Source organism: Chroococcidiopsis sp. (genome assembly GCF_051657925.1).
GTDB lineage: Bacteria > Cyanobacteriota > Cyanobacteriia > Cyanobacteriales > Chroococcidiopsidaceae > Chroococcidiopsis.
Genome location: NZ_JBOFLP010000251.1, coordinates 12,084 through 35,654 on the forward strand (window position 1 = coordinate 12,084; position 23,571 = coordinate 35,654).

General features: G+C 44.9%; 22 protein-coding genes. 16 read left to right on the forward strand and 6 right to left on the reverse strand.

Features of this window, described 5'->3' with window-relative positions; genetic code table 11:
- Positions 1-257: 257 nt before the first annotated feature.
- Positions 258-1,697 carry a lipid-A-disaccharide synthase gene (locus ACRC32_RS20565; protein WP_438555716.1) on the forward strand — a complete coding sequence of 480 codons (1,440 nt, stop codon included), beginning with the start codon at positions 258-260 and terminating at the stop codon, positions 1,695-1,697.
- 76 nt (positions 1,698-1,773) lie between these two features.
- Here the strand turns inward: ACRC32_RS20565 and ACRC32_RS20570 are convergent, their stop codons facing one another.
- Positions 1,774-2,157: a hypothetical protein gene (locus ACRC32_RS20570; protein WP_317105853.1), complete on the reverse strand. Its 384-nt coding sequence runs from the start codon at positions 2,155-2,157 to the stop codon at positions 1,774-1,776.
- A gap of 271 nt (positions 2,158-2,428) precedes the next feature.
- On the opposite strand from ACRC32_RS20570, the gene ACRC32_RS20575 reads away from it, so the two are divergent.
- The 3 genes from ACRC32_RS20575 (at position 2,429) to rpsF (ending at position 3,711) form a co-directional block, all read left to right on the forward strand.
- The gene (locus ACRC32_RS20575; RefSeq protein WP_438555717.1) at positions 2,429-2,605 is read left to right on the forward strand and encodes a hypothetical protein; all 177 of its coding nucleotides are present in this window, start codon (positions 2,429-2,431) and stop codon (positions 2,603-2,605) included.
- On the forward strand, positions 2,602-3,246 hold the full coding sequence (locus tag ACRC32_RS20580; protein WP_438555718.1) for a M23 family metallopeptidase: 645 nt from the start codon (positions 2,602-2,604) through the stop codon (positions 3,244-3,246). Before ACRC32_RS20575 ends, ACRC32_RS20580 begins: the two co-directional genes overlap by 4 nt.
- Positions 3,247-3,387: 141 nt before the next feature.
- Positions 3,388-3,711: a 30S ribosomal protein S6 gene (gene rpsF, locus ACRC32_RS20585; protein WP_015153705.1), complete on the forward strand. Its 324-nt coding sequence runs from the start codon at positions 3,388-3,390 to the stop codon at positions 3,709-3,711.
- Between the two features lie 79 nt (positions 3,712-3,790).
- Here the strand turns inward: rpsF and ACRC32_RS20590 are convergent, their stop codons facing one another.
- Complete coding sequence (locus ACRC32_RS20590; RefSeq protein ID WP_192156991.1) at positions 3,791-4,138, reverse strand: STAS domain-containing protein; 348 nt, start codon at positions 4,136-4,138, stop codon at positions 3,791-3,793.
- 688 nt (positions 4,139-4,826) lie between these two features.
- On the opposite strand from ACRC32_RS20590, the gene ACRC32_RS20595 reads away from it, so the two are divergent.
- From ACRC32_RS20595 to ACRC32_RS20650, 12 genes are all read left to right on the forward strand, one after another.
- Complete coding sequence (locus tag ACRC32_RS20595) at positions 4,827-5,459, forward strand: DedA family protein (RefSeq protein ID WP_438555736.1); 633 nt, start codon at positions 4,827-4,829, stop codon at positions 5,457-5,459.
- Positions 5,460-5,602: 143 nt separating this feature from the next.
- Complete coding sequence (locus ACRC32_RS20600; protein WP_438555737.1) at positions 5,603-6,544, forward strand: glycosyltransferase family 2 protein; 942 nt, start codon at positions 5,603-5,605, stop codon at positions 6,542-6,544.
- 179 nt (positions 6,545-6,723) lie between these two features.
- On the forward strand, positions 6,724-7,527 hold the full coding sequence (gene rpsB / locus ACRC32_RS20605) for a 30S ribosomal protein S2 (RefSeq protein WP_438555719.1): 804 nt from the start codon (positions 6,724-6,726) through the stop codon (positions 7,525-7,527).
- A gap of 92 nt (positions 7,528-7,619) precedes the next feature.
- Complete coding sequence (tsf, locus tag ACRC32_RS20610) at positions 7,620-8,243, forward strand: translation elongation factor Ts (RefSeq protein WP_192156997.1); 624 nt, start codon at positions 7,620-7,622, stop codon at positions 8,241-8,243.
- 250 nt (positions 8,244-8,493) lie between these two features.
- The gene (locus ACRC32_RS20615; RefSeq protein WP_438555720.1) at positions 8,494-9,399 is read left to right on the forward strand and encodes a hypothetical protein; all 906 of its coding nucleotides are present in this window, start codon (positions 8,494-8,496) and stop codon (positions 9,397-9,399) included.
- A gap of 130 nt (positions 9,400-9,529) precedes the next feature.
- A complete protein-coding gene (recG, locus tag ACRC32_RS20620; RefSeq protein ID WP_438555721.1) occupies positions 9,530-12,115 on the forward strand; it encodes an ATP-dependent DNA helicase RecG in 2,586 nt (861 codons plus the stop codon).
- Positions 12,112-12,228 carry a DUF4351 domain-containing protein gene (locus ACRC32_RS20625; RefSeq protein ID WP_438555722.1) on the forward strand — a complete coding sequence of 39 codons (117 nt, stop codon included), beginning with the start codon at positions 12,112-12,114 and terminating at the stop codon, positions 12,226-12,228. The genes recG and ACRC32_RS20625 overlap by 4 nt, the downstream gene beginning before the upstream one ends.
- A 326-nt stretch (positions 12,229-12,554) precedes the next feature.
- The gene (ppsA, locus tag ACRC32_RS20630; RefSeq protein ID WP_438555723.1) at positions 12,555-15,008 is read left to right on the forward strand and encodes a phosphoenolpyruvate synthase; all 2,454 of its coding nucleotides are present in this window, start codon (positions 12,555-12,557) and stop codon (positions 15,006-15,008) included.
- Between the two features lie 536 nt (positions 15,009-15,544).
- Positions 15,545-16,711, forward strand: a complete 1,167-nt coding sequence (locus ACRC32_RS20635; RefSeq protein WP_438555724.1) for a hypothetical protein — start codon at positions 15,545-15,547, stop codon at positions 16,709-16,711.
- A 401-nt stretch (positions 16,712-17,112) separates the two neighbouring features.
- Positions 17,113-17,568: a MarR family winged helix-turn-helix transcriptional regulator gene (locus ACRC32_RS20640; protein WP_438555725.1), complete on the forward strand. Its 456-nt coding sequence runs from the start codon at positions 17,113-17,115 to the stop codon at positions 17,566-17,568.
- 174 nt (positions 17,569-17,742) lie between these two features.
- Positions 17,743-18,966, forward strand: a complete 1,224-nt coding sequence (locus ACRC32_RS20645) for an SCP2 sterol-binding domain-containing protein (RefSeq protein WP_438555726.1) — start codon at positions 17,743-17,745, stop codon at positions 18,964-18,966.
- 57 nt (positions 18,967-19,023) lie between these two features.
- Positions 19,024-19,410: a hypothetical protein gene (locus tag ACRC32_RS20650; protein WP_438555727.1), complete on the forward strand. Its 387-nt coding sequence runs from the start codon at positions 19,024-19,026 to the stop codon at positions 19,408-19,410.
- Between the two features lie 361 nt (positions 19,411-19,771).
- On the opposite strand, the gene trxB is transcribed toward ACRC32_RS20650, so the two are convergent.
- The 4 genes from trxB to ACRC32_RS20670 form a co-directional block, all read right to left on the reverse strand.
- Positions 19,772-21,139 carry a thioredoxin-disulfide reductase gene (gene trxB / locus ACRC32_RS20655; protein WP_438555728.1) on the reverse strand — a complete coding sequence of 456 codons (1,368 nt, stop codon included), beginning with the start codon at positions 21,137-21,139 and terminating at the stop codon, positions 19,772-19,774.
- A 186-nt stretch (positions 21,140-21,325) separates the two neighbouring features.
- Positions 21,326-22,243, reverse strand: coding sequence for an alpha/beta fold hydrolase (locus ACRC32_RS20660; protein ID WP_438555729.1), 918 nt, complete (start codon positions 22,241-22,243; stop codon positions 21,326-21,328).
- A gap of 19 nt (positions 22,244-22,262) precedes the next feature.
- Positions 22,263-22,763 carry a DUF4112 domain-containing protein gene (locus ACRC32_RS20665; RefSeq protein ID WP_438555730.1) on the reverse strand — a complete coding sequence of 167 codons (501 nt, stop codon included), beginning with the start codon at positions 22,761-22,763 and terminating at the stop codon, positions 22,263-22,265.
- A 300-nt stretch (positions 22,764-23,063) separates the two neighbouring features.
- Positions 23,064-23,525 (reverse strand): SRPBCC family protein, encoded by a 462-nt coding sequence (locus ACRC32_RS20670; RefSeq protein ID WP_438555731.1) that lies wholly within the window; start codon positions 23,523-23,525, stop codon positions 23,064-23,066.
- Between the last annotated feature and the right edge of the window lie 46 nt (positions 23,526-23,571).

Consider the following 23,571-nt stretch of genomic DNA (forward strand, 5'->3'; position numbering starts at 1 on the left):
GTTTTTTTTATCAGAAAGTGCCTACCAAAAGTTAGATTCAGGCTGGAACTGACACAATTTGATAAAAATTTCGTAACTTTTCGTTACGTTTGTTAATTTTATCTGAAGTCGCTAATCATTAGGATTTTTACTAATATTTGCAAAAATTTAATAAATAAAATTTAAATTTCAAGGCATGAATTTAAATTTTATGATAAGCATGAAAGTCTAAAAAATTAAAAACAAGGATATGAAAAGGTACAAATGACAAATGACAAATGACAAGTAACATCGATATCTTGGTTTTGTCTAATGGTCCTGGGGAAGTCACCACCTGGGTGCGTCCCGTCGTGCAAGCTTTGCGCCAGAAACTAGGAGCCGATCGCTCTCACGTCAGAATTTCGGTCGTGCTTTCTCCTTGTCCGAATGCTAGTGGCAAAGAAGCCGCGATCGCCCAATCTTACCCAGAAGTCGATAGAGTGCAAGCAGCGGAGCATTTCTGGCAATTTTTGCTTTGGGGCAAAACCGCAGACAACTGGGATTGGAGAACTCGCGGTGTCGTCGTGTTCTTAGGAGGAGATCAATTATTTTCAGCGCTCGTCGGCAAGCGTCTCGGTTATCGTACCGTAATTTATGCCGAGTGGGAGACGCGCTGGCATAGTTGGATCGATCGCTTTGCCGTCATGAAACCAGACTTAATCGATAGCGCTCCATCAAAACATACCCACAAGTTTACGGTAGTAGGGGATTTGATGGCAGAAGCCTCGGTAGGGAGCAGGGAGCAGGGAGCAGGGAGCAGGGATGAGAGAGCTGAGGGAGTTGAGGAGGCTGAGGGAGACGTTTTCAACTGTCAACTGTCTTCACGCAGTGTAGCGCCAGCGTCTACTGTCAACCAATTACCAATTATCCATGACCAATCCAAAATTGAATTAATTGGTTTATTACCAGGCTCTAAAGCTGCGAAACTGTCACAGGGAGTACCGTTGATGCTGGCGATCGCAGAATACATTCATATACAACGACCGCAGACGCGCTTTGTCATTCCCATCGCACCTACTTTAGACGTGCAAACCTTGGCTGATTTTGCCAACCGTGAAAAAAATCCAATTATTCCTTTAGTAGAAGGTTCCACAGCCGAACTGATTCCTCACTCCTCGCCCCCCACTCCTCAACGCCAGATGCTTCAAGTCGGGGAACCGCAAGAGCGCACTGGCTCCTCCTCACCCCTACTAAAAACAGCTAGCGGCTTAATAGTAGAATTGTGGACGCGATCGCCGGCTTACGATCTGTTATCTCAATGTTGTTTGTGCTTGACAACCGTAGGCGCAAATACAGCCGAACTAGGCTCTCTAGGCGTGCCAATGATTGTTTTGTTACCGACTCAGCAACTAGACGCGATGCGGGCTTGGGATGGTATCCCAGGGGTACTCGTAAATTTACCTTTAATAGGAACGAGTGTGGCAAAAGCAATTAACTGGTTAGTATTGCAGCGATTGGGCTTGCGATCGTGGCCCAACATCTGGGCAAAATCGGAAATTGTGCCAGAACTGGTTGGTAAACTCCAACCTCAAACTGTAGCAGGACTCGTACTCGACTATCTACAGCATCCAGAAAAACTAGAAGAAATGCGCTCCAAATTACGCAGCGTGCGCGGACAAACAGGAGCCGCCGCTAAAATTGCTCAGATAGCGTGCGAAGAACTTGATGTGATGTCGTAGAGTCGTAAGTCGTAAGTTATTTTCCCCCTGCCCCTCTGCTCCTCTGCCCCCCTACTCCCTGCTCCCTGCTCCCTGTTCACTGTTCCCTACCGTCTCGTCGTCCTAACTCGTAGACTCCGCAGCTAACGCAGGCAAGTATGCCCATACTAATTGCCCAACTGCGACCTAAGCTCAGTTCGATGCCGTAATTACACAAACTGCCAAAAATCAAAAAAGGCACAATGCTGAATAACGAAGCGTAAAAAGCATTCTGAGATTCTCTCGCTATGCGGGTTTTTTCAAATTCTGCTCGATTTATATAAAGCGATCGCTCGGCAAAATTAAACCAGCGTTGGAGCTGGTGTATTATCCAGTCGCCTATGCCTGAAAAAGCTAAATATAACGCCAGCGACCACAAACTAGCTCCAGCGATCGCAGTAGCATCTAAATTGAGAGTAAACGGCAACATTTCTGTCAGCATGAGGTAAGAGCGTCTGGCGATCGAGATTTAATTCATTAATTCAAAAATTCTAACGATAAATTTACACATTCGCGAGTGGTTCTGCACAGTTCGCCGATCGCTGACTCAGGGTAGATGCGTCCTTCCGTAGATTTACCCTTGCTATGGCAAGATAAATCGTGTTAAGTTTTTGCAGGATTTTCAGCAAATTGTGAAAAATCTGATTATTCACATTGTTAGCGAACCTAAATCTATAGCGAACTTAAATATAAATTTTAGATAGAGGCAACACATGTTCGACCTCAACAGTCTACTAAAACTAATCAGTCAGTCATATCGGAATTTTTCCTTCTTTGCTAGTCAGTTGCCAGTATTTTATTTAAGTTATATGAATCAAGTTGCGATCGCTCGAATTCTGCTAATGCCCGTGGTGTCAACCCAGTACCCAGAACTAGGAGTCAAAGCATGAAGCAATTTCAACTCCTAAGGTTTCAAAGACTGGGTTTTACTGTTTCCAAAAAAAGTTTGCTGCTGGTTGCACTCAGTCTCGCCAGCTTGCCCCTACTAGCATGGCATCAAAAAAAGGTAACAGCAGAGGAAGTAGCGCAAAATAAAATTGCTACTGGTAATCTTTGGCGCAAAGCATCCTTTCCGGTCGAAAATTTCCAATACTATAGTTCGCCTTTCGGCTACCGTCGCTCTCCTACTGGCGGTTCGGGCTTAGAATTTCACAGTGGTTTAGATTTAGTAGCGCCTCAAGGTAGTTACGTCCGCAGTTGGTGGACTGGCACAATAGTCAAGGTTGCCGATCGCGATGCCTGCGGTACGCACGTTATTATTCGTTCTGGAGCTTGGGAGCACATTTACTGTCACATGCAAGGACAGGTCGGTACTCAAGGCAAAAACCGCTACATGATCGATCGCGAAGGCGGAATTGTCTTGTGGGAAGGACAAACAATACCAGCTGGAGCTAGAATCGGTCGTGTCGGTATGACTGGACGCACCACAGGACCTCACCTACATTGGGGTTTGAAATACGCTAACAATTACATCGACCCCGCTTTAGTCCTGCGGGTCATGTACGCTCAGCAAAAAGATGGGCAGTCTTAGTTGTCATTGGTCATTATTCTCTCCTCTGCTCCCTGCTCCCTGCTCCCTGCTCCCTGATAACTGATATAATATTTATTCCTTGCTGCTCGTCAAAAAACTGAGAGCAGCCTTTTTGTCCAAAAGGAGATTACTGAGCGTACTATGCCATCAGCTTACGAAACAATGTATATTTTGCGTCCCGACCTGGGAGAGGAACAGATCGAACAGGCGATCGCTAAATATGAAAACTTCCTCAAAGACCAGGGGGCTACTAACCTACAAATTCAGCTACGCGGTAAGCGCCGTCTTGCCTACGAGATTGGCAGACAGCGCGAAGGCGTTTACGTTCAAATGAACTATGAAGCGCCAGGGACAGCTATAGCTCCAATGGAAAGGGCAATGCGCTTGAGCGAAGAAGTCATTCGCTACCTGACGCTTAAGTCAGAGGAACCAACAGCCACTCCTGAAGCCGCAGCAGTGGAATAAAGCTAGTCGTAAAACTAAAACAAGTAGGGTGGGCAATGCCCACCCTTTTTCAAAACTCTCAATTTCATGCGATCGCCAACTAACGCATTAGAGCAGGTGAATTAACAGTTGTTAGCACCTCATCATAGCTATCAAAAATTTCAAATACAGAATCAAGTTGAGTTAGTTCTAATACTAGCCTTACGGAAGCTTGCACATTACATAGGACTAGACGGCAACCGATTTGTCTTGCAGATTTCAACCCACTCACCAAGGACACTAAGCCAGCACTATCCATGAAATCAACTTGGGCTAGATCGATAACCCAGAGAGCTTGCTTTTGAGGCATTAGCCTAGCCAATTGAGTTTCTAAGGCACTACCACCATTTTCGTCTAGGCGTTCTGGTGGCTGAAGCAAAATTAGTTGAAATTCTTGTGTACTCATCATTATTATTGCCGATTTATCAATGCATACAATAGGAATTTAGACAAGCCAGTTATTGTGAATTTATATATAAGCCCGAATCAACTGGCGCAAATTGTCGATTGTCTGAAGCTTCTCCATTCAAGGGATTTTGAAATTTAGTTACTCAGGGATCGGTGGAAGTTTCAATCTATAAAAATTTGTCCTTAAGTTTAATGAATTCATAAATATTTAAATAAAAAATAACTGAATCAATCGCTTTTATTTACGTGAACTTGACTCCTATTTTAGGCTAACGATTTTTACTGCATATATCCAACCGTAAAATCACTGCTGTTTCTGTTGTAGTTCATAGAGTTAATTCAATCGATCTCAGTAGATTTACGAGCGGACACTGCTGCCTCAATAGCTACATTTTAGGTTTAATACCAAAACAATTAGGAAAGTATTCGAGCGGCTGCTTCAGATGAATCGATCTAAGCATGGAAACCTTCAAGTTTCAGTAAAATCAACAGTTTTTACCGAATCTTTATTACAAATCTAGTTGTTTATAAAGATTAGGTAAAGCAAGCAATGTAATATTTATTGATTTTCAGTAGTTTTTCGTAGTATTCGACTGGTGCGAGGATAAACGGCAGCATAACTTGGATTGACACATTTTCCAGGCTCGCGCCAAGATGGAAGAAAAGTAAAACTTTGTAAAGGCGGCTGGATGTCACTAGAGTTTTTATCGTTGGAAAGAATTCAGGAAATTGCCCACCAGTACGGCTATTGGGCAGTTTTTCTGGGAATTTTATTAGAAAACCTCGGTATTCCCGTCCCAGGTGAAACCGTAACCATAGTAGGAGGGTTTCTTGCAGGTAGTAACGAGTTAAATTACTGGCTCGTTTTAGGTGATGCGATCGCGGGAGCTGCTATTGGTGGAACTTGCGGCTATTTAATCGGCAGAAAATTCGGTTGGTCGTTCATGTTGCAAGTCGGTCGAATTTTCCGCATTTCAGAAGACCGACTCCTAGAAATGAAAGAGCAGTTTAGTAACAACGCCACCAAAGCCGTATTTTTTGGCAGGTTTATTGCTTTATTACGTATTTTTGCTGGTCCACTGGCTGGTGTTGCCCAAATGCCCTACGCCAAATTCTTTATTTATAACTTAGCGGGAGCTGCTGCTTGGGCATCAGTCATGGTGACGCTGGCTTTCTTCGTCGGTAAAATTGTTTCTCTAGAAGAATTAGTTGCTCTCACAGCTAAATTTGGCATCGTAGCACTAGCGATCGCTTTCGCTATCATTTTTGTTCCTCTGTGGTTGGAAGCACGTAAAGCGGGAGTCGGAACCAGTGACCAGTGACCAGTTATCAGTTGTCAGTTATCAGTGACCAAGTACCAAGCACCAAGCACTGCATCACGCACCACTCAACTACCAACTACCAACTACCAACTACCAACTACCAACTACCAATTACCCTTATAAATGGTGTCGGGGAAAGAGTGATGTTTTTCAGTATTGTCATTCCTACATACAATCGCCTGCCAATTTTGGCGAAGTGCTTGCGATCGCTAGAACGCCAAAATCTTGACGATGTGGCTATAGAAGGTTATGAGGTAGTTTTAGTCGATGATGGCTCTACAGATGGCACTTTGGCATGGCTAGAGGCAAATGCAGCTGAATTTCCCCACGTGCGATCGCTTCTACAAGACCACCAGGGACCAGCTGCGGCTCGCAATCTGGGAGTAGAACAGGCAAAAGGCGATACGATCGTGTTCATCGATAGCGATTTGGTCGTGACTGAGAATTTCTTGCAGGCGCACGCTCAAGGGTTGCAGCAGGGACGAGAAATGTATAGGAGCGATCGCATTTTCACCTATGGCAGAGTAATTAATACGTGTAATTTTGACAATCCTACAGCCGAGCCTTATAAAATTACCGATTTTTCTGCGGCTTATTTTGCCACGGGAAATGTAGCTATTCCTCGCCATTGGCTAGAAAAAGCTGGGTTATTCGACACGCGCTTTCAACTCTACGGTTGGGAAGATTTGGAATTAGGCGTGCGGTTGAAACAGTTGGGATTAAAGTTAGTGAAATGCCCCGATGCAGTCGGCTATCACTGGCATCCAGCCTTTAATTTAGAGCAAATTCCGCTGTTAATCGACAAAGAAATTCAACGCGGTCGCATGGGAGTCTTGTTCTACCAAAAGCACCCAACATGGGAAGTGCGGATGATGATCCAAATGACCTGGATACACTGCTGGCTGTGGGGTATTCTTTCCCTCGGCGGACAACTCAACGAGCGTACCCTAGCCCCGGTTTTAAGGTGGTTGATTAACCAAGGTAAGCCTCAATTAGCCGAACAGGTCGCCCGCATCTTCCTCAATTGGTACAACGTTCAAGGCGTTTACGAAGAGTACGCTTTGATGAAACCTAGAACCGAGTAGAGACGTTCTGTTATGGGAGAGAAACCCGTATAGACTTTTCGTAAGTGCCGAAACGTTTTAGTTTGAAACCATATTATACTAGAAAAGTTGTCTACAAATCGCACATCCAGCGTTTTCGGGTGTTTCCTGGGAGACGCAGCTGGGTGGAGGATTAACCCGAATCAGGAGTTAAAGAAGATATGCCAGTCGTTTCATTGGCTCAAATGATGGAGTCTGGAGTTCACTTTGGGCATCAAACCCGTAGGTGGAATCCAAAAATGTCTCAGTACATCTACACTGCTCGTAATGGCGTTCATATCATTGACTTGGTGCAGACAGCTCAGTTAATGGATGAAGCTTACAATTACGTCAGACAATCTGCCGAGCAAGGGAAAAAGTTTCTCTTCGTTGGTACGAAGCGTCAAGCAGCGGGGATTGTAGCTCAAGAAGCCTTGCGTTGTGGCGCTAGCTATGTCAACCAGCGATGGTTAGGCGGAATGCTGACTAACTGGACGACGATTAAAACTCGCGCCGAACGATTGAAAGAGTTAGAACGTCGTGAGGAAAGCGGAGCGCTGGATTTACTACCCAAAAAAGAAGCGTCGGTACTGCGCCGAGAGCTAGCTAAACTCCAAAAATATCTGGGTGGGATCAAGAACATGCGCAAAGTTCCTGATGTGGTCATAATTGTAGACCAGCGGCGGGAATACAACGCAGTATTAGAATGCCAGAAGCTAGGCATTGAAATTGTATCTATGTTGGATACAAACTGCGATCCCGATCTCGTTGACGTTCCCATTCCTGCTAACGATGATGCTATCCGTTCGATCAAATTGATTGTAGGCAAATTAGCTGACGCAATTTACGAAGGACGACACGGACAATTGGATGCGGAAGAGGATTACGAAGATTTCGAGGGTGCAGAAGAAGATTTCGATTATGATGAAAGCGAAAGTGAATACACTGATGCGGTGATTCCTACCGAAGAAGAGGAAGAAGGATAGGTTAATGGTTAATGGTTAATGGTTGATAGTGACAAACAATTAACCATTGACTAACAAACAATTAACAAATAACAAATAGGAATTGAGGGAAGATGGCGGAAATATCTGCAAAGGCTGTTAAAGAGCTACGCGAGAGAACAAACGCTGGCATGATGGATTGCAAAAAAGCACTCCAAGAGACTGATGGCGATATGGAAAAAGCCATTGAATGGCTGCGGCAGAAAGGGCTTGCTTCTGCTGGAAAGAAAGCTGGACGTGTAGCAGCAGAAGGACTAGTAGATAGTTACATCCATACTGGCGGGCGAATTGGCGTGCTAGTGGAAGTGAACTGCGAAACTGACTTCGTAGCGCGCAACCAAGCATTTAGTGAATTAGTGCGAAATATTGCTATGCAAATCGCTGCTTGTCCTAACGTAGAGTACGTTAGAGTCAGCGATATTCCCCCTGCAGTTGTCGAAAAGGAAAAAGCAATTGAAATGGGGAAAGACGATCTAGCAGGAAAACCAGAGAATATTCGCGAAAAGATCGTTGTTGGGCGCATTGAAAAGCGATTGAAAGAGATGTCCTTAGTGGATCAAGCGTACATTAAGGATCAAAACAAATCAGTAGAAGATTTGGTTAAAGAAGCGATCGCCCAGTTAGGCGAAAATATCCAAATCCGTCGCTTCTCCCGCTACGTCTTAGGTGAAGGCATCGAAAAGTCATCCGAAGAATAGAGCCAAATCATCGAGCTATTGATTAGCTGCCTTCGATTTACCAGACGGGTTAAAATGGTGCGACGCACCCACCCGTCCTTTTTTTTAGGGAGCAGGGAGCAGGGGGAAGAGAGCAGAGGAGCTTCAGGGGTAGGGGAGAAGTCAGAAGTCAGAAGTCAGAAGTGATTCACAGCACCACACACCCTACACCCTACACCCTACACCCTACACCCTACACCCCATTCTTCACTGATAACTGATAACTGAAAAGATGGCAAGAGCAATCGAACAAATTGAGCGAGACATGCAAGCTTTGGAAAAGTCGGCAAATAAGTTATTTGCAGAACTCAACAGCGCCTACACGAGTTATTGTCAAGCTTTAGGACAAGCTACACGCCAACAGCTGATCTTAGCAAGTTATCAAGTCTGCACTCAGGCGTATCCCAAGCAATTTTTGAGTCTGTCTATGAATCAAAGACAGCAATTGCAGCGATCGCTTCGTCAGTTAGGGCAAACAGCAGCCGAACGATTGCTAGAACTGTTGAACAACCCAATGGAAATGGCACGGGAGCTAGCACATAGTATTCAGCTAGATAGAGAAAGTGCGATCGCTGAAATAGAACAGGACTTGATAGAGGAACAGGAACAGATAATTCCGAACTCCGAATTCCGTTCACGTAGTGTAGCGTCAGCGTCTATTCCGAATTCTGAGTCTCCTGCTACGCCTTCTAACCCTTTAGAACTAGTACAATGGCAGCAAATTTTAGAACGAGCGATCGCCCAAGTCCTCAAAACCTTATCCTTAGATGCGAATCAATTACTGCAAAAATCTGGCATTTTACCTCAAAAACTACCTGCTCCTTTACTAGAAGCTGCTACCGCAGTATCGGAAACTACGGGCGAAATGACAGCAGGACCACCCAATGTCATGAATTTATTAATTGAAACTGAAAATCCGCAGGATTTGCAAGAAGGTGGCGTGACGCAATTAATTGCAATTCAGTTGCGGTTGTCAGAAGTTGAGTTTGCAGATACCAATGTCAGGACTGCACGCAATCAAGTACGGCAACTAGAATCAAATTTAGTTTCTTTAGGGCGAGAATATCAGAAGAGGCAGAGGGAGCGAACGATCGCTGAAGCAGAAGCTGCATGGCGTGCGAGTTGGTTTGATGAATAGTAAGTTATCAGTTAACAGGGAGCAGTTATCAGGGAACAGGGAGCAGCGATCGGTGACCAGTGACCAGTGACCAGTGAACAGTTGTCAGTCAACAAATGACCAATGACTCTTGACCAATGACTCTTGACCAATGACTAATGACGATATAGACTGGTTGCGATTGCAAAAAGCCTTAGCTGTGGAGGCAGAAAAAGGCTTTGTAGACTTGGTAGGGAAACAATACCGCTTCAGCGAGTTTCTCTGTTTGAGTTTTGGCAAACCTCCTGTCACTTTATCTGTAGAAGAAAGACGTAGATGGCAGGAAATGGCAATGCAATTTGCCGAATACCATCAGATGACGCAGGAAGAGAGACAAAGCGTAGTTGCAGCAGCACGTAGATGCTTGCACCTATCGCAACAAGTCTCGGAACAGCAGCATTTATACGCTCTAGGAGATATAGAGGATAAGGAAACAAGGAGACAAGGAGGACAAGGAAGCAATTCTAGCCACCAGCCACTAGCCACTAGCCACTCATCTGACTCCCCACTCCCAACTCCCGACTCCCGCATCGTTCAACCCAAAACATCAACGCTCGTTTCTACTAAATCTTCAGAAATCAACCAACGCCTTGCGCCCAGCCTAGACCAACCTTTGACGAGGTTGCCGGAGATTGGTGCGAGAAGAGGTGAGATTTTAGCCAAGTTGGGACTGTATACCGTCAGAGATGTCTTACTCTACTATCCCCGCGATCACATTAACTACGCACGGCAGGTCAAGATTTGCGATTTAGAGGCGGGGGAAACAGCGACGCTAGTAGGAACGGTAAAAAAGTGCCAGTGTTTTACCAGTCCTCGTAATGCTAAATTATCCATTCTGGAAATTGTCCTGAAAGATAATACGGGTCAAATTCGCATCAACTACTTTTTCGCTGGCGGACGTTATTCTCATCGTGGATGGCAAGAACAACAAAAGCGCAAATATCCACCTGGCGCAGTCGTCGCAGCGTCGGGATTGGTGAAAGAGAGTAAATACGGTCTGACGCTGGACAAACCAGCTTTGGAGGTGCTAGCACACCCAGGAGATACAATTGATTCATTAACTGTGGGTCGAGTTGTGCCAATTTACCCCTTGACGGAAGGTGTCGGGGCAGATATGGTGCGCAAGGCTGTCACTACCGCACTTCCATCCTTAGTTCATCTCAAAGATCCGCTACCAAAAGCTTTACGCGATTATTACGGATTTGTTGAGGTAAGGGAAGCGATCGCGAATATCCATTTTCCAGCTGATACCGACGCTTTAGAACTTGCCCGTCGTCGGCTAGTATTTGACGAATTTTTCTATTTACAACTAGGTTTGCTGCAACGCCAATATAAAGCACGGCAAATTGCTAATAGTGCCGTTCTCTCGCCAAGCGGTCAATTGGTGGAAAAGTTTTATCAACTTTTACCTTTTAAACTCACTGGTGCGCAGCAAAGGGTGATTAATGACATTCTCAACGACTTAAAAAAATCCGTACCGATGAATCGTCTGGTTCAGGGAGATGTAGGTTCGGGGAAAACGGTTGTTGCAGTGGTAGCTATTCTCGCCGCGATTCAATCAGGCTACCAGGGGGCGTTGATGGCTCCCACAGAGGTATTAGCAGAACAGCATTATCGCAAGTTAGTTGGTTGGTTTAACTTATTGCATTTACCTGTAGAATTGCTGACGGGTTCGACTCCGGCGGCGAAACGAAGGCAAATTCACGCCCAATTAGAAACAGGAGAGTTACCCCTGTTAGTGGGGACTCATGCCTTAATTCAAGATAAAGTCATTTTTCAACGTTTAGGATTAGTCGTAATTGACGAACAGCACCGATTTGGTGTCGGACAACGGGCTCGTTTGCAACAAAAGGGCGAGTCTCCCCACGTTCTGACGATGACAGCTACGCCGATTCCCCGCACTCTGGCGTTGACGTTACACGGGGATTTGGATGTGAGCCAAATTGATGAATTGCCCCCAGGTAGACAAAAGATCCATACAACTGTGTTATCTAGTAAAGAGCGATCGCACGCTTATGAATTAATTCTGCGTGAAGTTGCTCAAGGCAGACAAGCTTACATTGTCTTGCCCTTGGTAGAAGAATCGGAAAAGCTGGACTTAAAAGCAGCGGTCGATGAATATCAAAAGTTGCAAGAAAGCATTTTTCCCCAGTTTCAAGTCGGATTGCTCCACGGTCGCATGTCGTCAGCCGATAAAGACGAGGCGATTAATTTATTTCGCGACAACCAAACGCAAATTCTCGTCTCTACAACTGTAATTGAAGTTGGTGTAGACGTTCCCAACGCTACGGTAATGCTAATTGAAAATGCCGAGCGATTTGGTTTATCTCAGTTGCACCAGTTGCGGGGACGTGTCGGACGTGGTGCGGCGCAATCTTTTTGTCTGTTAATGGGTAATCCTAAGAATGAAACTGCTCGTCAACGCCTAAAAGTATTAGAAGAATCTCAAGATGGATTTTTTATTGCTGAAGCAGATATGCGATTTCGCGGTCCTGGGGAAGTTTTGGGAATGCGTCAAGCTGGACTACCAGATTTTACTTTGGCAAGTTTAATTGACGACCAGGCAGTTTTAGAAATTGCGCGAGAAGCCGCTGAGAAGGTGATGGAAAAGGATCCAACTCTGCAACGCTGGAGTTTAATGCAAGCAGAATTAACCTATAGATATCAAAAATTGATGGGTGGGACAATTTTAACGTGATTGAGTGCATTCGCCAGTTATCCTTAACTCAGTTGGAGAATTTGCCTGAAGCTCTATTGGAGTTTTCTAGTTCAGAAGATTTAGTCAACTGGTTAAACAATTCAGCGACCTAAGAATTTATACATATTCTCGCCTACTGCTACACAATTGATGTTTTTTTCGATTTTCACTAGTTGCAGTAGGTTATACAACAAGTCTTCGCAAAAATTGTTAGATTAGTCAATATTAAGATTTCGCGTAATTCAATTTTATCTTTTTCACTATAAATTCTAAATAATACTCTTTGCAAAATTGCTGGTAACCCACAAATATGTAGGTTCGTTTAGATTTGATGTCAAAAGGCTTTGATCCCTAATAGATTAGAAAAGAAAAGCCTAAATTTACTTTTTGATATAAATTGACTCGATCGCAGTAGCAATCACTAGAGAGGAAAATAGCTATGGTAACGGCGGTGACAGAAACGACCTCCCCAGCAGCAAAAGAGAGATCGCTGATTCTCTGGTTTGAAGAGGTAGGAATTCACGATCTGGCTTTGGTAGGCGGGAAAAATGCCTCTTTAGGCGAAATGATCCAACAACTCACACCCCAAGGTATTAACGTTCCCAACGGCTTTGCAATTACTGCTTATGCCTATCGTTATTACATTCAGCAAACTGGTTTAGATGCCAAATTGCGATCGCTGTTTGCCGATTTGGATGTGGAAGATCTGAATAACTTACGCCAACGCGGTAAACAAGCAAGATCTATGCTGCGGTACACGCCTTTCCCGAAAGACTTAAAAGAGGCGATCGCTACTGCCTACGAAAAGTTATGCGAAAATTACGGGATTGACACTGATGTTGCCGTTCGTTCTAGCGCTACAGCCGAAGACTTACCAGATGCTAGTTTTGCCGGACAGCAAGAATCCTACCTCAACATCAACGGCGTTGAAGGCGTACTCGTTGCCTGTCATCGTTGTTTTGCTTCCCTATTTACCGATCGCGCCATCTCTTATCGTCACAGCCGAGGTTTTGACCATTTCAGCGTTGCCCTCTCGATTGGCGTACAAAAAATGGTACGTTCTGACTTGGCGGCTTCTGGGGTGATGTTCTCTATCGATACGGAGACAGGATTTAAAAATGCTGCCTTGATTACAGCCGCCTATGGTTTGGGCGAAAATATCGTCCAAGGGGCAATTAACCCCGATGAATACTACGTCTTCAAACCTACACTGAAAGCAGGATTTCGCCCGATTTTAGGCAAAAGATTGGGTTCTAAAGAATTCAAAATGGTCTACGATACAGGCGGATCGAAAGTCACCAGAAACGTTCCTGTCGTACCTAGCGATCGCGGCAAATATGCCCTCAACGATGACGAGATATTGCAATTAGCGCGTTGGGCTTGTGCGATCGAAGATCATTACTCTAAAGTGCGCGGTACTTATAGCCCGATGGATATTGAGTGGGCAAAAGACGGCGTAACAGAAGAACTATTTATCGTTCAAGCCCGCCCCGAAACCGTACAATCGCAAAAAAGTCTCAACGTTTTACGGAGTTATCACTTAGTCGGGGCTAACGGCGATGCACCTATAATTACAGGTCGCAGTGTCGGCGAGGCGATCGGTCAAGGGAAAGTTAAAGTCATTACAGACGTGCATAGACTCGACCATTTCCAAACTGGAGATGTGTTAGTTACTGATAAAACAGACCCCGACTGGGAACCTATTTTAAAAAAAGCAAGCGCGATCGTGACAAATCAAGGTGGTAGAACTTGTCACGCCGCAATTATCGCTAGAGAAATTGGGATTCCAGCAATCGTCGGTTGTGGCGATGCTACTAGCGTGTTGCATTCTGGGCAAGAAGTTACGGTTTCCTGTGCTGAAGGCGATGAAGGAAAGGTTTACCAAGGATTATTACCTTTTGAAGTTCGAGAAGTTCCCTTAGATAACCTGCCTCGCACTCGTACCAAAATTATGATGAACGTAGGCAATCCTGCGGAAGCTTTCAGCCTCTCGGCAATTCCTAATGATGGTGTGGGATTGGCACGGCTAGAGTTTATTATTGCCAACTATATCAAAATTCATCCCTTGGCACTGCTGCATTTCGACCGCTTAGAGGACGAAGCGGAAAAAGCCAAAATTGCTGAAATGACAGCATTCTTTGAGGAGAAGCCCCAGTATTTTATCGAGAAATTAGCCCAAGGTGCCGCGACGCTGGCAGCTGCTTTTTACCCTAATCCAGTTGTCGTGCGGATGAGTGACTTTAAGTCGAATGAATATGCCAATTTACTCGGTGGAAAGCAGTTTGAACCCAAGGAAGAGAACCCGATGCTAGGGTGGCGAGGGGCGGCGCGTTACTACGATCCGCGTTACCGCGATGCTTTTGCTTTGGAGTGTCATGCCATCAAGCAGGTACGACAAGAGATGGGGTTAACCAATTTAATTCCGATGATTCCTTTTTGCCGCACTCCCGAAGAAGGGCGTAAAGTCTTGGCAGAAATGGCAAAGCACGGTTTAGAACGAGGTAAAGACGGGTTAGAAATCTACGTCATGTGCGAGTTGCCCAACAACGTTTTGATGGCGGAGGAATTCAGCGAAGTCTTTGATGGGTTTTCGATTGGTTCTAACGATTTAACTCAGCTGACAATTGGATTAGACCGAGATTCAGCTTTAGTAGCGGGTTTGTTTGACGAACGCACCCCAGGAGTTAAGCGATTGGTGCAAATGGCGATCGCTACTGCTAAAGCTAAAGGTCGTAAAATTGGGATCTGCGGTCAAGCCCCCAGCGATTATCCAGAATTTGCTCAGTTTTTGGTAGAACAGGGAATAGATTCTATGAGCCTCAACCCCGATTCGGTACTAAAAACTCTGTTGATGGTAGCAGAAGTAGAAGAGAAGCTGGGTCGCGGGTGCTAAAAGTTTGTGGGGTGGGTTATCCCCGCCCTATTTTTTGAAATCTTGCACTTGGCGATTGAAATCGCTGCTACACACGCAAAACCTGCCTATTCTGCGCGAATACGGATTTCAAATATAGGTAAAATTTACGTATTTTTACGATAGATACTGTATTAATTTGCTAACTCATAAATAAAACGCATAGTAGCTGACAATCGTCCTCAATCGTAGGTATATCGCTTAGCAAACATCTCCAAACACCATATATCGATCGAGTTAATGCTTGCAGATCGGCAATTTTACTGTAATTTAACTTCAGTAGAATTGCCCTTGGTCGATCTGAAAAATACATATTAACTTGATTTTGTGATGGTTATATAAATTTAACTTAAACCAAGCGCGATCGCTCTGAGTTTCACAGTCGAAATATTTCACTCTATTTCCTTAAGTGTTTAGATCTATGCGATCGCATTTTTCAAGTTTCTTCTATCACTCAACTCAAATTCAACTAGCAGCAACCTCTGTCTTGCTCGCACCCACTAAAGATACAGTAGATCATGCGTAAGTTTCAAGCTCAGCAAATTGCACTAGCAGCTAGTGTTGTTCTTAGTATTACTATCGGTAGCTGTCATACAACGACTGCAAATAATGAAGGGAAATCTGGCAATCTCTCAGCTCAAAAGCCAAGCCAAGATTTTCTCATTAGTCAGCAAGTAACTTCTGGCATTCTAGCTCAAGACCCCAAATCGCGAGACAAATGGTTGTGGCCCTTCTCCTCTACTTCAATTTGGAATATGCCAATTGGAGCTACTGCAACATATGTACCAGCAAACCTACAAAAAGCAGGGTTTTTTGGTGCAGATCGGGAGTACTTCTACAAACTAAAAGCTGGCGATCCAATGCGACAAGTTGTATCACCTGGAAGCTTTGGTCCTGGACGCTGTACGGGTAAGCAATCAATGGGTCTTTCTCTACCAGTCCCAGACAATTTAATCGTCCCAGACGCAACCAGTCAACCATACTCTACCCCTAATAATGCCGCAGCCTTTTTGATGCCAGATGGAAGAACGATCGAGCAACTCGAACCCCTTGCGCGTTGTACCGCAGGTGGCAACATCCACGGCTGGCGTAACCCGTGGGGGGGTGTTGACATTTACGGCGACGGGATTAAAGGCACTCATTTCGGGTCTGGGATGTCGGCGATCGGTGGTTCTATTCGCCGAGGCGAACTCACAAATGACGAACCAATTCGCCACGTTATCAAAATCTTAGTTTGGGGCGAGAAATATCTCCATTATTCTAAATCTATGCCTGGTTATCGCTGGCCCGCCGACCGTGCCGACCGATATGCTGCTGACAAATACAAAGGGACTAATTCTAAGCTCGTGCAAGGTAGTTTGTTAGCAATCCCACCTCATATAAAGATAGACAGCTTAGGGTTAAAAACTCCAGCAGGGCAGAAAATTTTCAAGGCATTGCAAAACTATGGTGCATATATAGTCGATGATGCCTATTGGGACGCTCACTACCTCGCCGTAGAACAAGGAGTTCCAGAGGAGTTTCGCGATCGCTACGGCTATAGTTTTGAAGGTCGTAGCGGTGCTTTTTATGACGACATGATGAAGCTATTTTCAGCACTACACGTCGTTGACAATAACAGACCTGATAACATCGGTGGTGGCGGTAGATTGAGAGCGCCGCTCGCCCCACCGATCGAGAATTAATTTAGGAGGGCGGGCAATGCCTGCTCTACTCACTGAAAAGCCCTTACTTACGTGTAAAATCAGGTGAATATACGGAATATTTTCATTCATAATCCAAAAAAGGATAATAGCCAGAAAATTTCTAGATATCTACCCCAAATAAGGTAGTTATACCGACAAATTCGGTAGATGACGTAGATATTGGCAATAGACAGAAAAATTCTTGATATTCCGATCGAAATGCCTGTAATCCTTTCTCTAGCTGAATCGCTGAGTGTAATATACGGAAACTTTCCGTATGATAAATAGTTGGGCTGCTTAAGGTTTTCGGTTAGGCAGTGCGTCAAAATTCTCTATCAGTATTAAGTGTTAGGTAAGGTTGACCTCTTGACAAGCACGATTTATATGTATATACATATTCTATGAGCAATCAACCTCTTAAAATTGATCTGGCTGAAGTCAGTCAAGTACCTGCAACCTGCATGGGAATGCATATTCGTCGAGCGTCACGAATCATGACGCAAGTGTATGATGCTGCATTGCGCCCTGTGGGGTTAGTGTTAAATCAATTTACGCTGCTAGTTGCCATTCACCTGGTTGAGTCTACGCCTATTACTCGCTTGGCTCAAGAGTTGTTTACTGATCAAACCACCTTAACCCGAAATCTCAAGCTGCTAGAAAAACGTGGGTTGGTGGCAATCGAACCTGGAGAAGATCGACGGGTGAAGTGGGTGTCCCTAACCCCTGAGGGGCAGGCTGTTCTGGCTCAGGCACTCCCTTTATGGGAGCAAGCTCAAGCAGAAGTGATGCAGCATTTTGGACAACAACAATGGCAAGCGCTCCTATCCCTGTTGTCCGATGTTAAAGCTGTGAGATAGCCTAAAAATTTCCCTGGAACATGTATATACATATAACCGTAAATTTTGGAGGTCTCAATGGCTAAATTTGATAATCATCCTACCGTGAGATGGTAGCGTGAGCAGTCCACAACGAATCAACCGACAAAGACAACCGCTCTGAATTCAGACTCACTCCGAACGCTCTGCTTGGAGATGGGTGCTGATGATGTGGGATTTGTGGAACTTGAACGACCTGCGATCGCAGATCAACAATCAGACATCTCGGCAGCATTTCCACCCACCAAAACATTGATTAGCTTCGTTTGCTGCATGAATCGGGAAAATGTTCGGACTCCAGCTCGTTCGATCGCAAATCTGGAATTTCATGCGAACTACGACCACGCCAATGAAGTCGCACGAAACCTTGTCAAAGCGTTGGAGCAGATTGGGGTACGCGCATTAAATCCATCAGCGGCATTCCCAATGGAAATGGATCGGTTCCCTGGTAAAGTTTGGGTTGTGTCTCATAAGCCTGTGGCTGTCGCGGCAGGATTAGGTCACATGGGAATTCATCGGAATGTGATTCATCCGAAGTTTGGTAACTTCATTGCGCTTGGAACCGTTCTAATTGATACGGAAGTGACGGAGTACACCCACCCGATCGATTACAATCCCTGCATCGAATGCAAATTATGTGTTGCCGCTTGCCCGGTTGGAGCGATCGGGGCTGACGGTAGCTTTAGCTTCTCAGCGTGTTATACCCACAACTACCGAGAGTTCATGAGCGGCTTCACAGACTGGACAGAGACGATCGCTCAAAGCAAAAATGTGCAGGATTATCGCAAAAAAGTCAGTGCTTCTGAGTCAGCGTCGATGTGGCAGAGCTTGTCTTTTAAGGCAAACTACAAAGCCGCCTACTGTATTGCAGCTTGCCCTGCGGGAGAGGATGTGATTGCACCTTTTCTGAGCGATCGCAAAAGATTCATTCAGGAAGTTGTCAAGCCATTGCAGGACGAATCTGAAACAATCTATGTGGTGCCAGGATCGGATGCAGAAAGCTATGTTGCAAGACGCTTTCCTCACAAAACGGTGAAACGAGTCAGCAGTGGCATTCGTCCTCAATCCATTCAAGGCTTTCTCTTCGGATTACCATTGCTCTTTCAACGCAACCAGTCAGAGGGATTGAATGCGATTTACCACTTCACATTCACTGGCATTGAGTCCCATGATGCGACGGTGACAATTCGGAATAAAACGGTACAGGTGCAAAACGGTCATATCGGCAACGCTAATCTTTCGATCACAGCAGATAGCAAAACTTGGCTAGGTTTCCTTGCTAAAGAAAAAAACATAATTTGGGCACTGTTGCGACGAAAGATTCGGCTCCGTGGTTCTCTCAAACTCCTTCAAGCATTTGGTAAATGTTTTCCTGCCTAAACAGTTCTCATGACGCATTGGATTGAACAATTGGACAAAATTACTCAAAGAACTGCTATGGAAAGAACACGCTTAAGCCTATTTTATCTCGTGGCATACCTAATTCCGAGCGGTATCATGCTTTTAATTGCGCCACGCTTTGCCTTAAAGCTCTTGTTGTCAAATGGAGATTACGGAGATGTCTTTCCTCGCGCAGCAGGAATGCTAGCAGTAGGATTAGGGTTTATGATTGTTCAAATGCTGCGTCTACGTTTGAGTGAGCTATATTCTGCAACTCTCTTCGTGCGAAGCTTCTTCTTTGTCTGTTTACTCAGCTTGTACAATCTCAATCATGATCCATTTTTCCTAGTCTTATTGGTTATTCTCAGCATTGGAATTGTTCTGACGACAACTGGCTACATTCTAGATAAGCAGGATGCATTGAAATCGAGTCAAGAGTCATGAGCAAGTTTTCGATTAGTAAGATTACATGGTCAATTGTTTGTGCCAGCCGCCCAACATTGCGGTGGAGCGGCGATTAGAGTCTTCTCACTCCGTTTTTAGTCTTCTCTTTGCCGCTCACCTTCACCGTTATATCGCTTCGTTTAATCATGTTGGCAGTCGTTTGAAGAGCGGCTAGCGTTCGAGAATTGAATACTGTGAAGGCGATCGCCAGGTGATTAGTTTAATACAGAGGCTAGCTCTGCTCTTTTTTGTCGCAATCGAAAAGTAAATTGTATGACAATAATTGTATAAAATAATGAGTTGTAAAAACGCAATTCACGTCTCTACAACCCACTGAATTTTCTATCACCAGCGGCAAAAATTAATTCAGATAGCTCTCAATCAACTGGCGATATTGACTCTTTTGCTTCACGCCTTTGGTTTGGCTCAGCAACTCTTTATCCTTAAAGAATTGAATCGTTGGCGTTCCCGTCACTTGGGCGTTCTCGGCAATGTCGGGGTCTGCTTGAATGTCAATTTCGACAAAGTGAATTTTGCCGTCAAACTCATCGACAACTTTATCGAGAATCGGTTTGAGCGTGTGGCAAGGACCGCATCCGGGCGAGACGTATTTCACCATCAGGAGGCGATCGCTATCGTGGAATAGTTTGCGTAAAGCATAACCACCATAATGCCGTGTCTGAGAGAGATCGAACTCTTCTGGCGTGGCGGCTTGCTTGGCTTGATGCTTCAGTTCGTTATTGGGAGTCTCTGGTTTTTGGTGAAATTCTTGAATCAATCCATTCACAGATAGCCACCGTTCTGCTAGCATTGCTGCCATACAACCGCTACCAGCAGCCGTAATCGCTTGGCGATATTCGTGGTCTTGCACGTCTCCAGCCGCGAATACTCCTTCAACGCTGGTTTCTACAGAACCGTGTTTTGTGACAATGTATCCCACATCGTCTAATTCTAGTTGACCTTTAAATAGAGATGTGTTGGGATTGTGACCGATCGCGTAGAATAAACCCCGCACGTCTAGCTTGCTTTCTTCACCCGTTTTGTTGTTACGAATCAGCAAGCCTTCCATGTGCTTATCATCACCGAACACATCTACGACTTCTGTATTCCAGTAAACGGTAATTTTGGGATTACTCAAAACGCGGTCTTGCATTGCTTTACTAGCACGCATTTTGTCTCCCCGCACTAACATATGTACCTCGTCCCCATATTTGGTCAGGTAAATCGATTCTTCAGCGGCGGAGTCACCAGCACCAATTACGGCTAATTTCGCTCTGTGGAAAATTGGTGTAGCGCCATCGCAGATCGCACAAGCCGATATGCCTCGGCTCCAAAACTGATGTTCGCTAGGTAGTCCCAAACGCTTTGCTGTGGCTCCAGTCGCGATCGCAATGCTATTTGTCTTAAATTCTCGCTCCTCAGAACGGACGGTAAACGGACGCTGCGACAAGTCAACTGCAATTACGTCTTCAGTGTATAACTCTGCTCCCCAGCGTTCTGCCTGAGCTTTCATCCGATCCATTAGTTCCGGTCCTGTAATTCCTTCTGGAAAACCAGGAAAGTTTTCTACTTCTGTCGTCGTCATCAGCTGCCCACCAGGTAAGCCCCCTGCTTGGAAGCCTTCAAAGACAACAGGTTTGAGGTTTGCCCGCGCTGCATAGATAGCTGCCGTGTATCCAGCGGGTCCAGAGCCAATAATCACTAAGTTCTCAACAGCAGGATTGGTCATAGGGGTATACGTGAACTCATAACGACTACGCTTTTGTTATTATAGCAGAGCCATAGAGAAGTCAAAAGTCAAAAGTCAAAAACTAGGAGTCAGGAGTCAGGAGTCAGAAGAAGAAACATACAAATACCGCTTGCTCGACGCTCATTACTCTTGACTACTCACTGATAACTGATAACTGATAACTGCTCATTTCAGAAACTCCAACACTGCCGCATTTACCGCTTGATTCGCACCAGCTGAGGCATCATGACCGCAATTGGGAAGAATTTTTAATTGAGCGTTAGGGATGCGCGATCGCAATTTCTCACCATCGCTACACGGAAACCAGCTATCTTGTTTTCCCCATAAAATTAGGGTTGGACATTTAATTTTGTGTAAATGATTTTGAATCTTAGTAATTAAACTGGGTTTTTTTGCTTGCAAGTGTTCGATTTCTGCTGCCGCAATTTGTAAGTCTTCTGCAACTTTGGCGATCGTCCCAGGAAATTCTACAAACGGATAGGTAAGCCAATAGACATCTTCGTCCGTCAACATTGAGGGATCGAATAGCACAGATCGTCGCTCTAATCGCATCAATTCCCGCATGACGGGGGCAAAAAAATATGGAAACCGAGTTGAGTCGATCGCTTTGACTATTTCTGTGGGTAATTGCGACAGCAACCACATACCCCAATGCGGTAAGCGTTCGGGAAAAATTGGGACATTGACAACGATTAACTTTTCGATCAGTTGAGGATAAGCAAGCGCAAGCCCCAAACTCACTAATGCACCTAGTGACTCTGCAACGATGATAGCTGGTTCTTTGCACAAGCCGCTAACAATCCGTGATAGCTCGATCAATTGGTGATCGTGCCTTTCTCTGCGTATAGGCTTTTCCGAAAACCCGTAACCCTTAGCATCAAAACAAATAACGCGAAAGTATTCCGATAAGGGTTCGACGCTGTAACGCCAGTTGTAACTCCAACTACCAATTCCATGAATTAAAAATAGTGGCTTACCCGTGCCTTTCTCTCCGTAAGCAATAGAAGCTGGGTAACCATTCGCATCAAGAATTTTTAATGTTTGTCTTCCCTGGGGAAATGTTGCCTGCCACCAGTCCTTCATTCCTGTCTTAAAACCTCAATTAGCTAGTCACTGCATTTAAGAGCAGTTTAAAAACTAGCACACTAAAGGTTACTAAACCTATACCAATAATTAAGAACCCTACCACCAGTAAAAACATCAACCAGCGATTGGCAGGCTTGCTGATATTTGTTACCCCTAAATGTGTTTCTATTAGCTCCAAGTTCTTAACGTTGGCTTTCCAGGCAAAATCAAACCAGTCGCCTACAATTGGGACAGTACCAACTACGCTTTCTAAAAGAATATTACTCACCATTTTTCCCAGCGTCTCTTTGGGAAGTCCCAAGCGTACGGCTTCTAGTACTATGTATGCAGAAAGCGCCGTGCCGATAAAATCTCCCGCTCCTGGTAGCAATCCTAAAATGGGGTCTAAACCGATGCGAAACCTCGTCCCTGGGATTGCGATCGCATTATCCATTAGGTGTGTTAGTTTACGCAAGCGTTGAATAATAGCAAGTCGGGGATGATTTGTCACAACAGGAATTGGCGAAGTCCGAGACATAATGAGGAGCGAGGAGTTAGGGGCTAGGGGCTAGGGAAAATTGGTTATTTGCTGCAAATTGCACTATAGCAGACTGAACCACAGCAAATTGAACTTTGGCACAGAGGCTATTACTGTCAATCTAAACATAGCTGGATACACTATTGGTTGTACCTATAGCCATATTTACCTAGCAATAGGGTGTGAAATGTGGGTATTGCCACTTACTACTGCTGTAGGGGCAGGTTTACCTGAAATCTCGGTTACAAACAAAGTTTTTTGGTGAACCCGCCCCTACAACCATCAACTAACAACTAACAACTAACACCCAACCCCTTGCTTTTGGGCTTGGGCTTGGAGAGCATAATCGCGAAATCTTTCCATATTGGCTTGCAGCGTAGATTCGACCGCACGACCTAAAAATAGGCTATCCATGATTTTGCCTAAAATCCCTGGAAAGGCATAGGCGACGCTGAGCTTAACAATGGTACTGGTGTGGCGATCGTAAAACCGAATTGCGCCTTGATTTGGCAGACCATCCACAGATTCCCATTGAATAATTTGATTTGGTACTTTCTTCAAAATGCGCGAATGCCAGTCGAACTGCAATCCCCCCGTATTCAAATGCCAACGGGACAACTCAGGGTTATCCTCCAGCACTTTTACCGATTCAATCCACTTCATCCAACGCGGCATCTGCTCCAGATCTGACCACAATTCCCATACTTGGTCAACGGGAACTGGCACTTCAACCTGTACGCTATGCTCTAACCAATCTGGCATTGACTTTTCCTCTGCGTTGTTTAGTGTCTATGCGGTATCGCTCGAA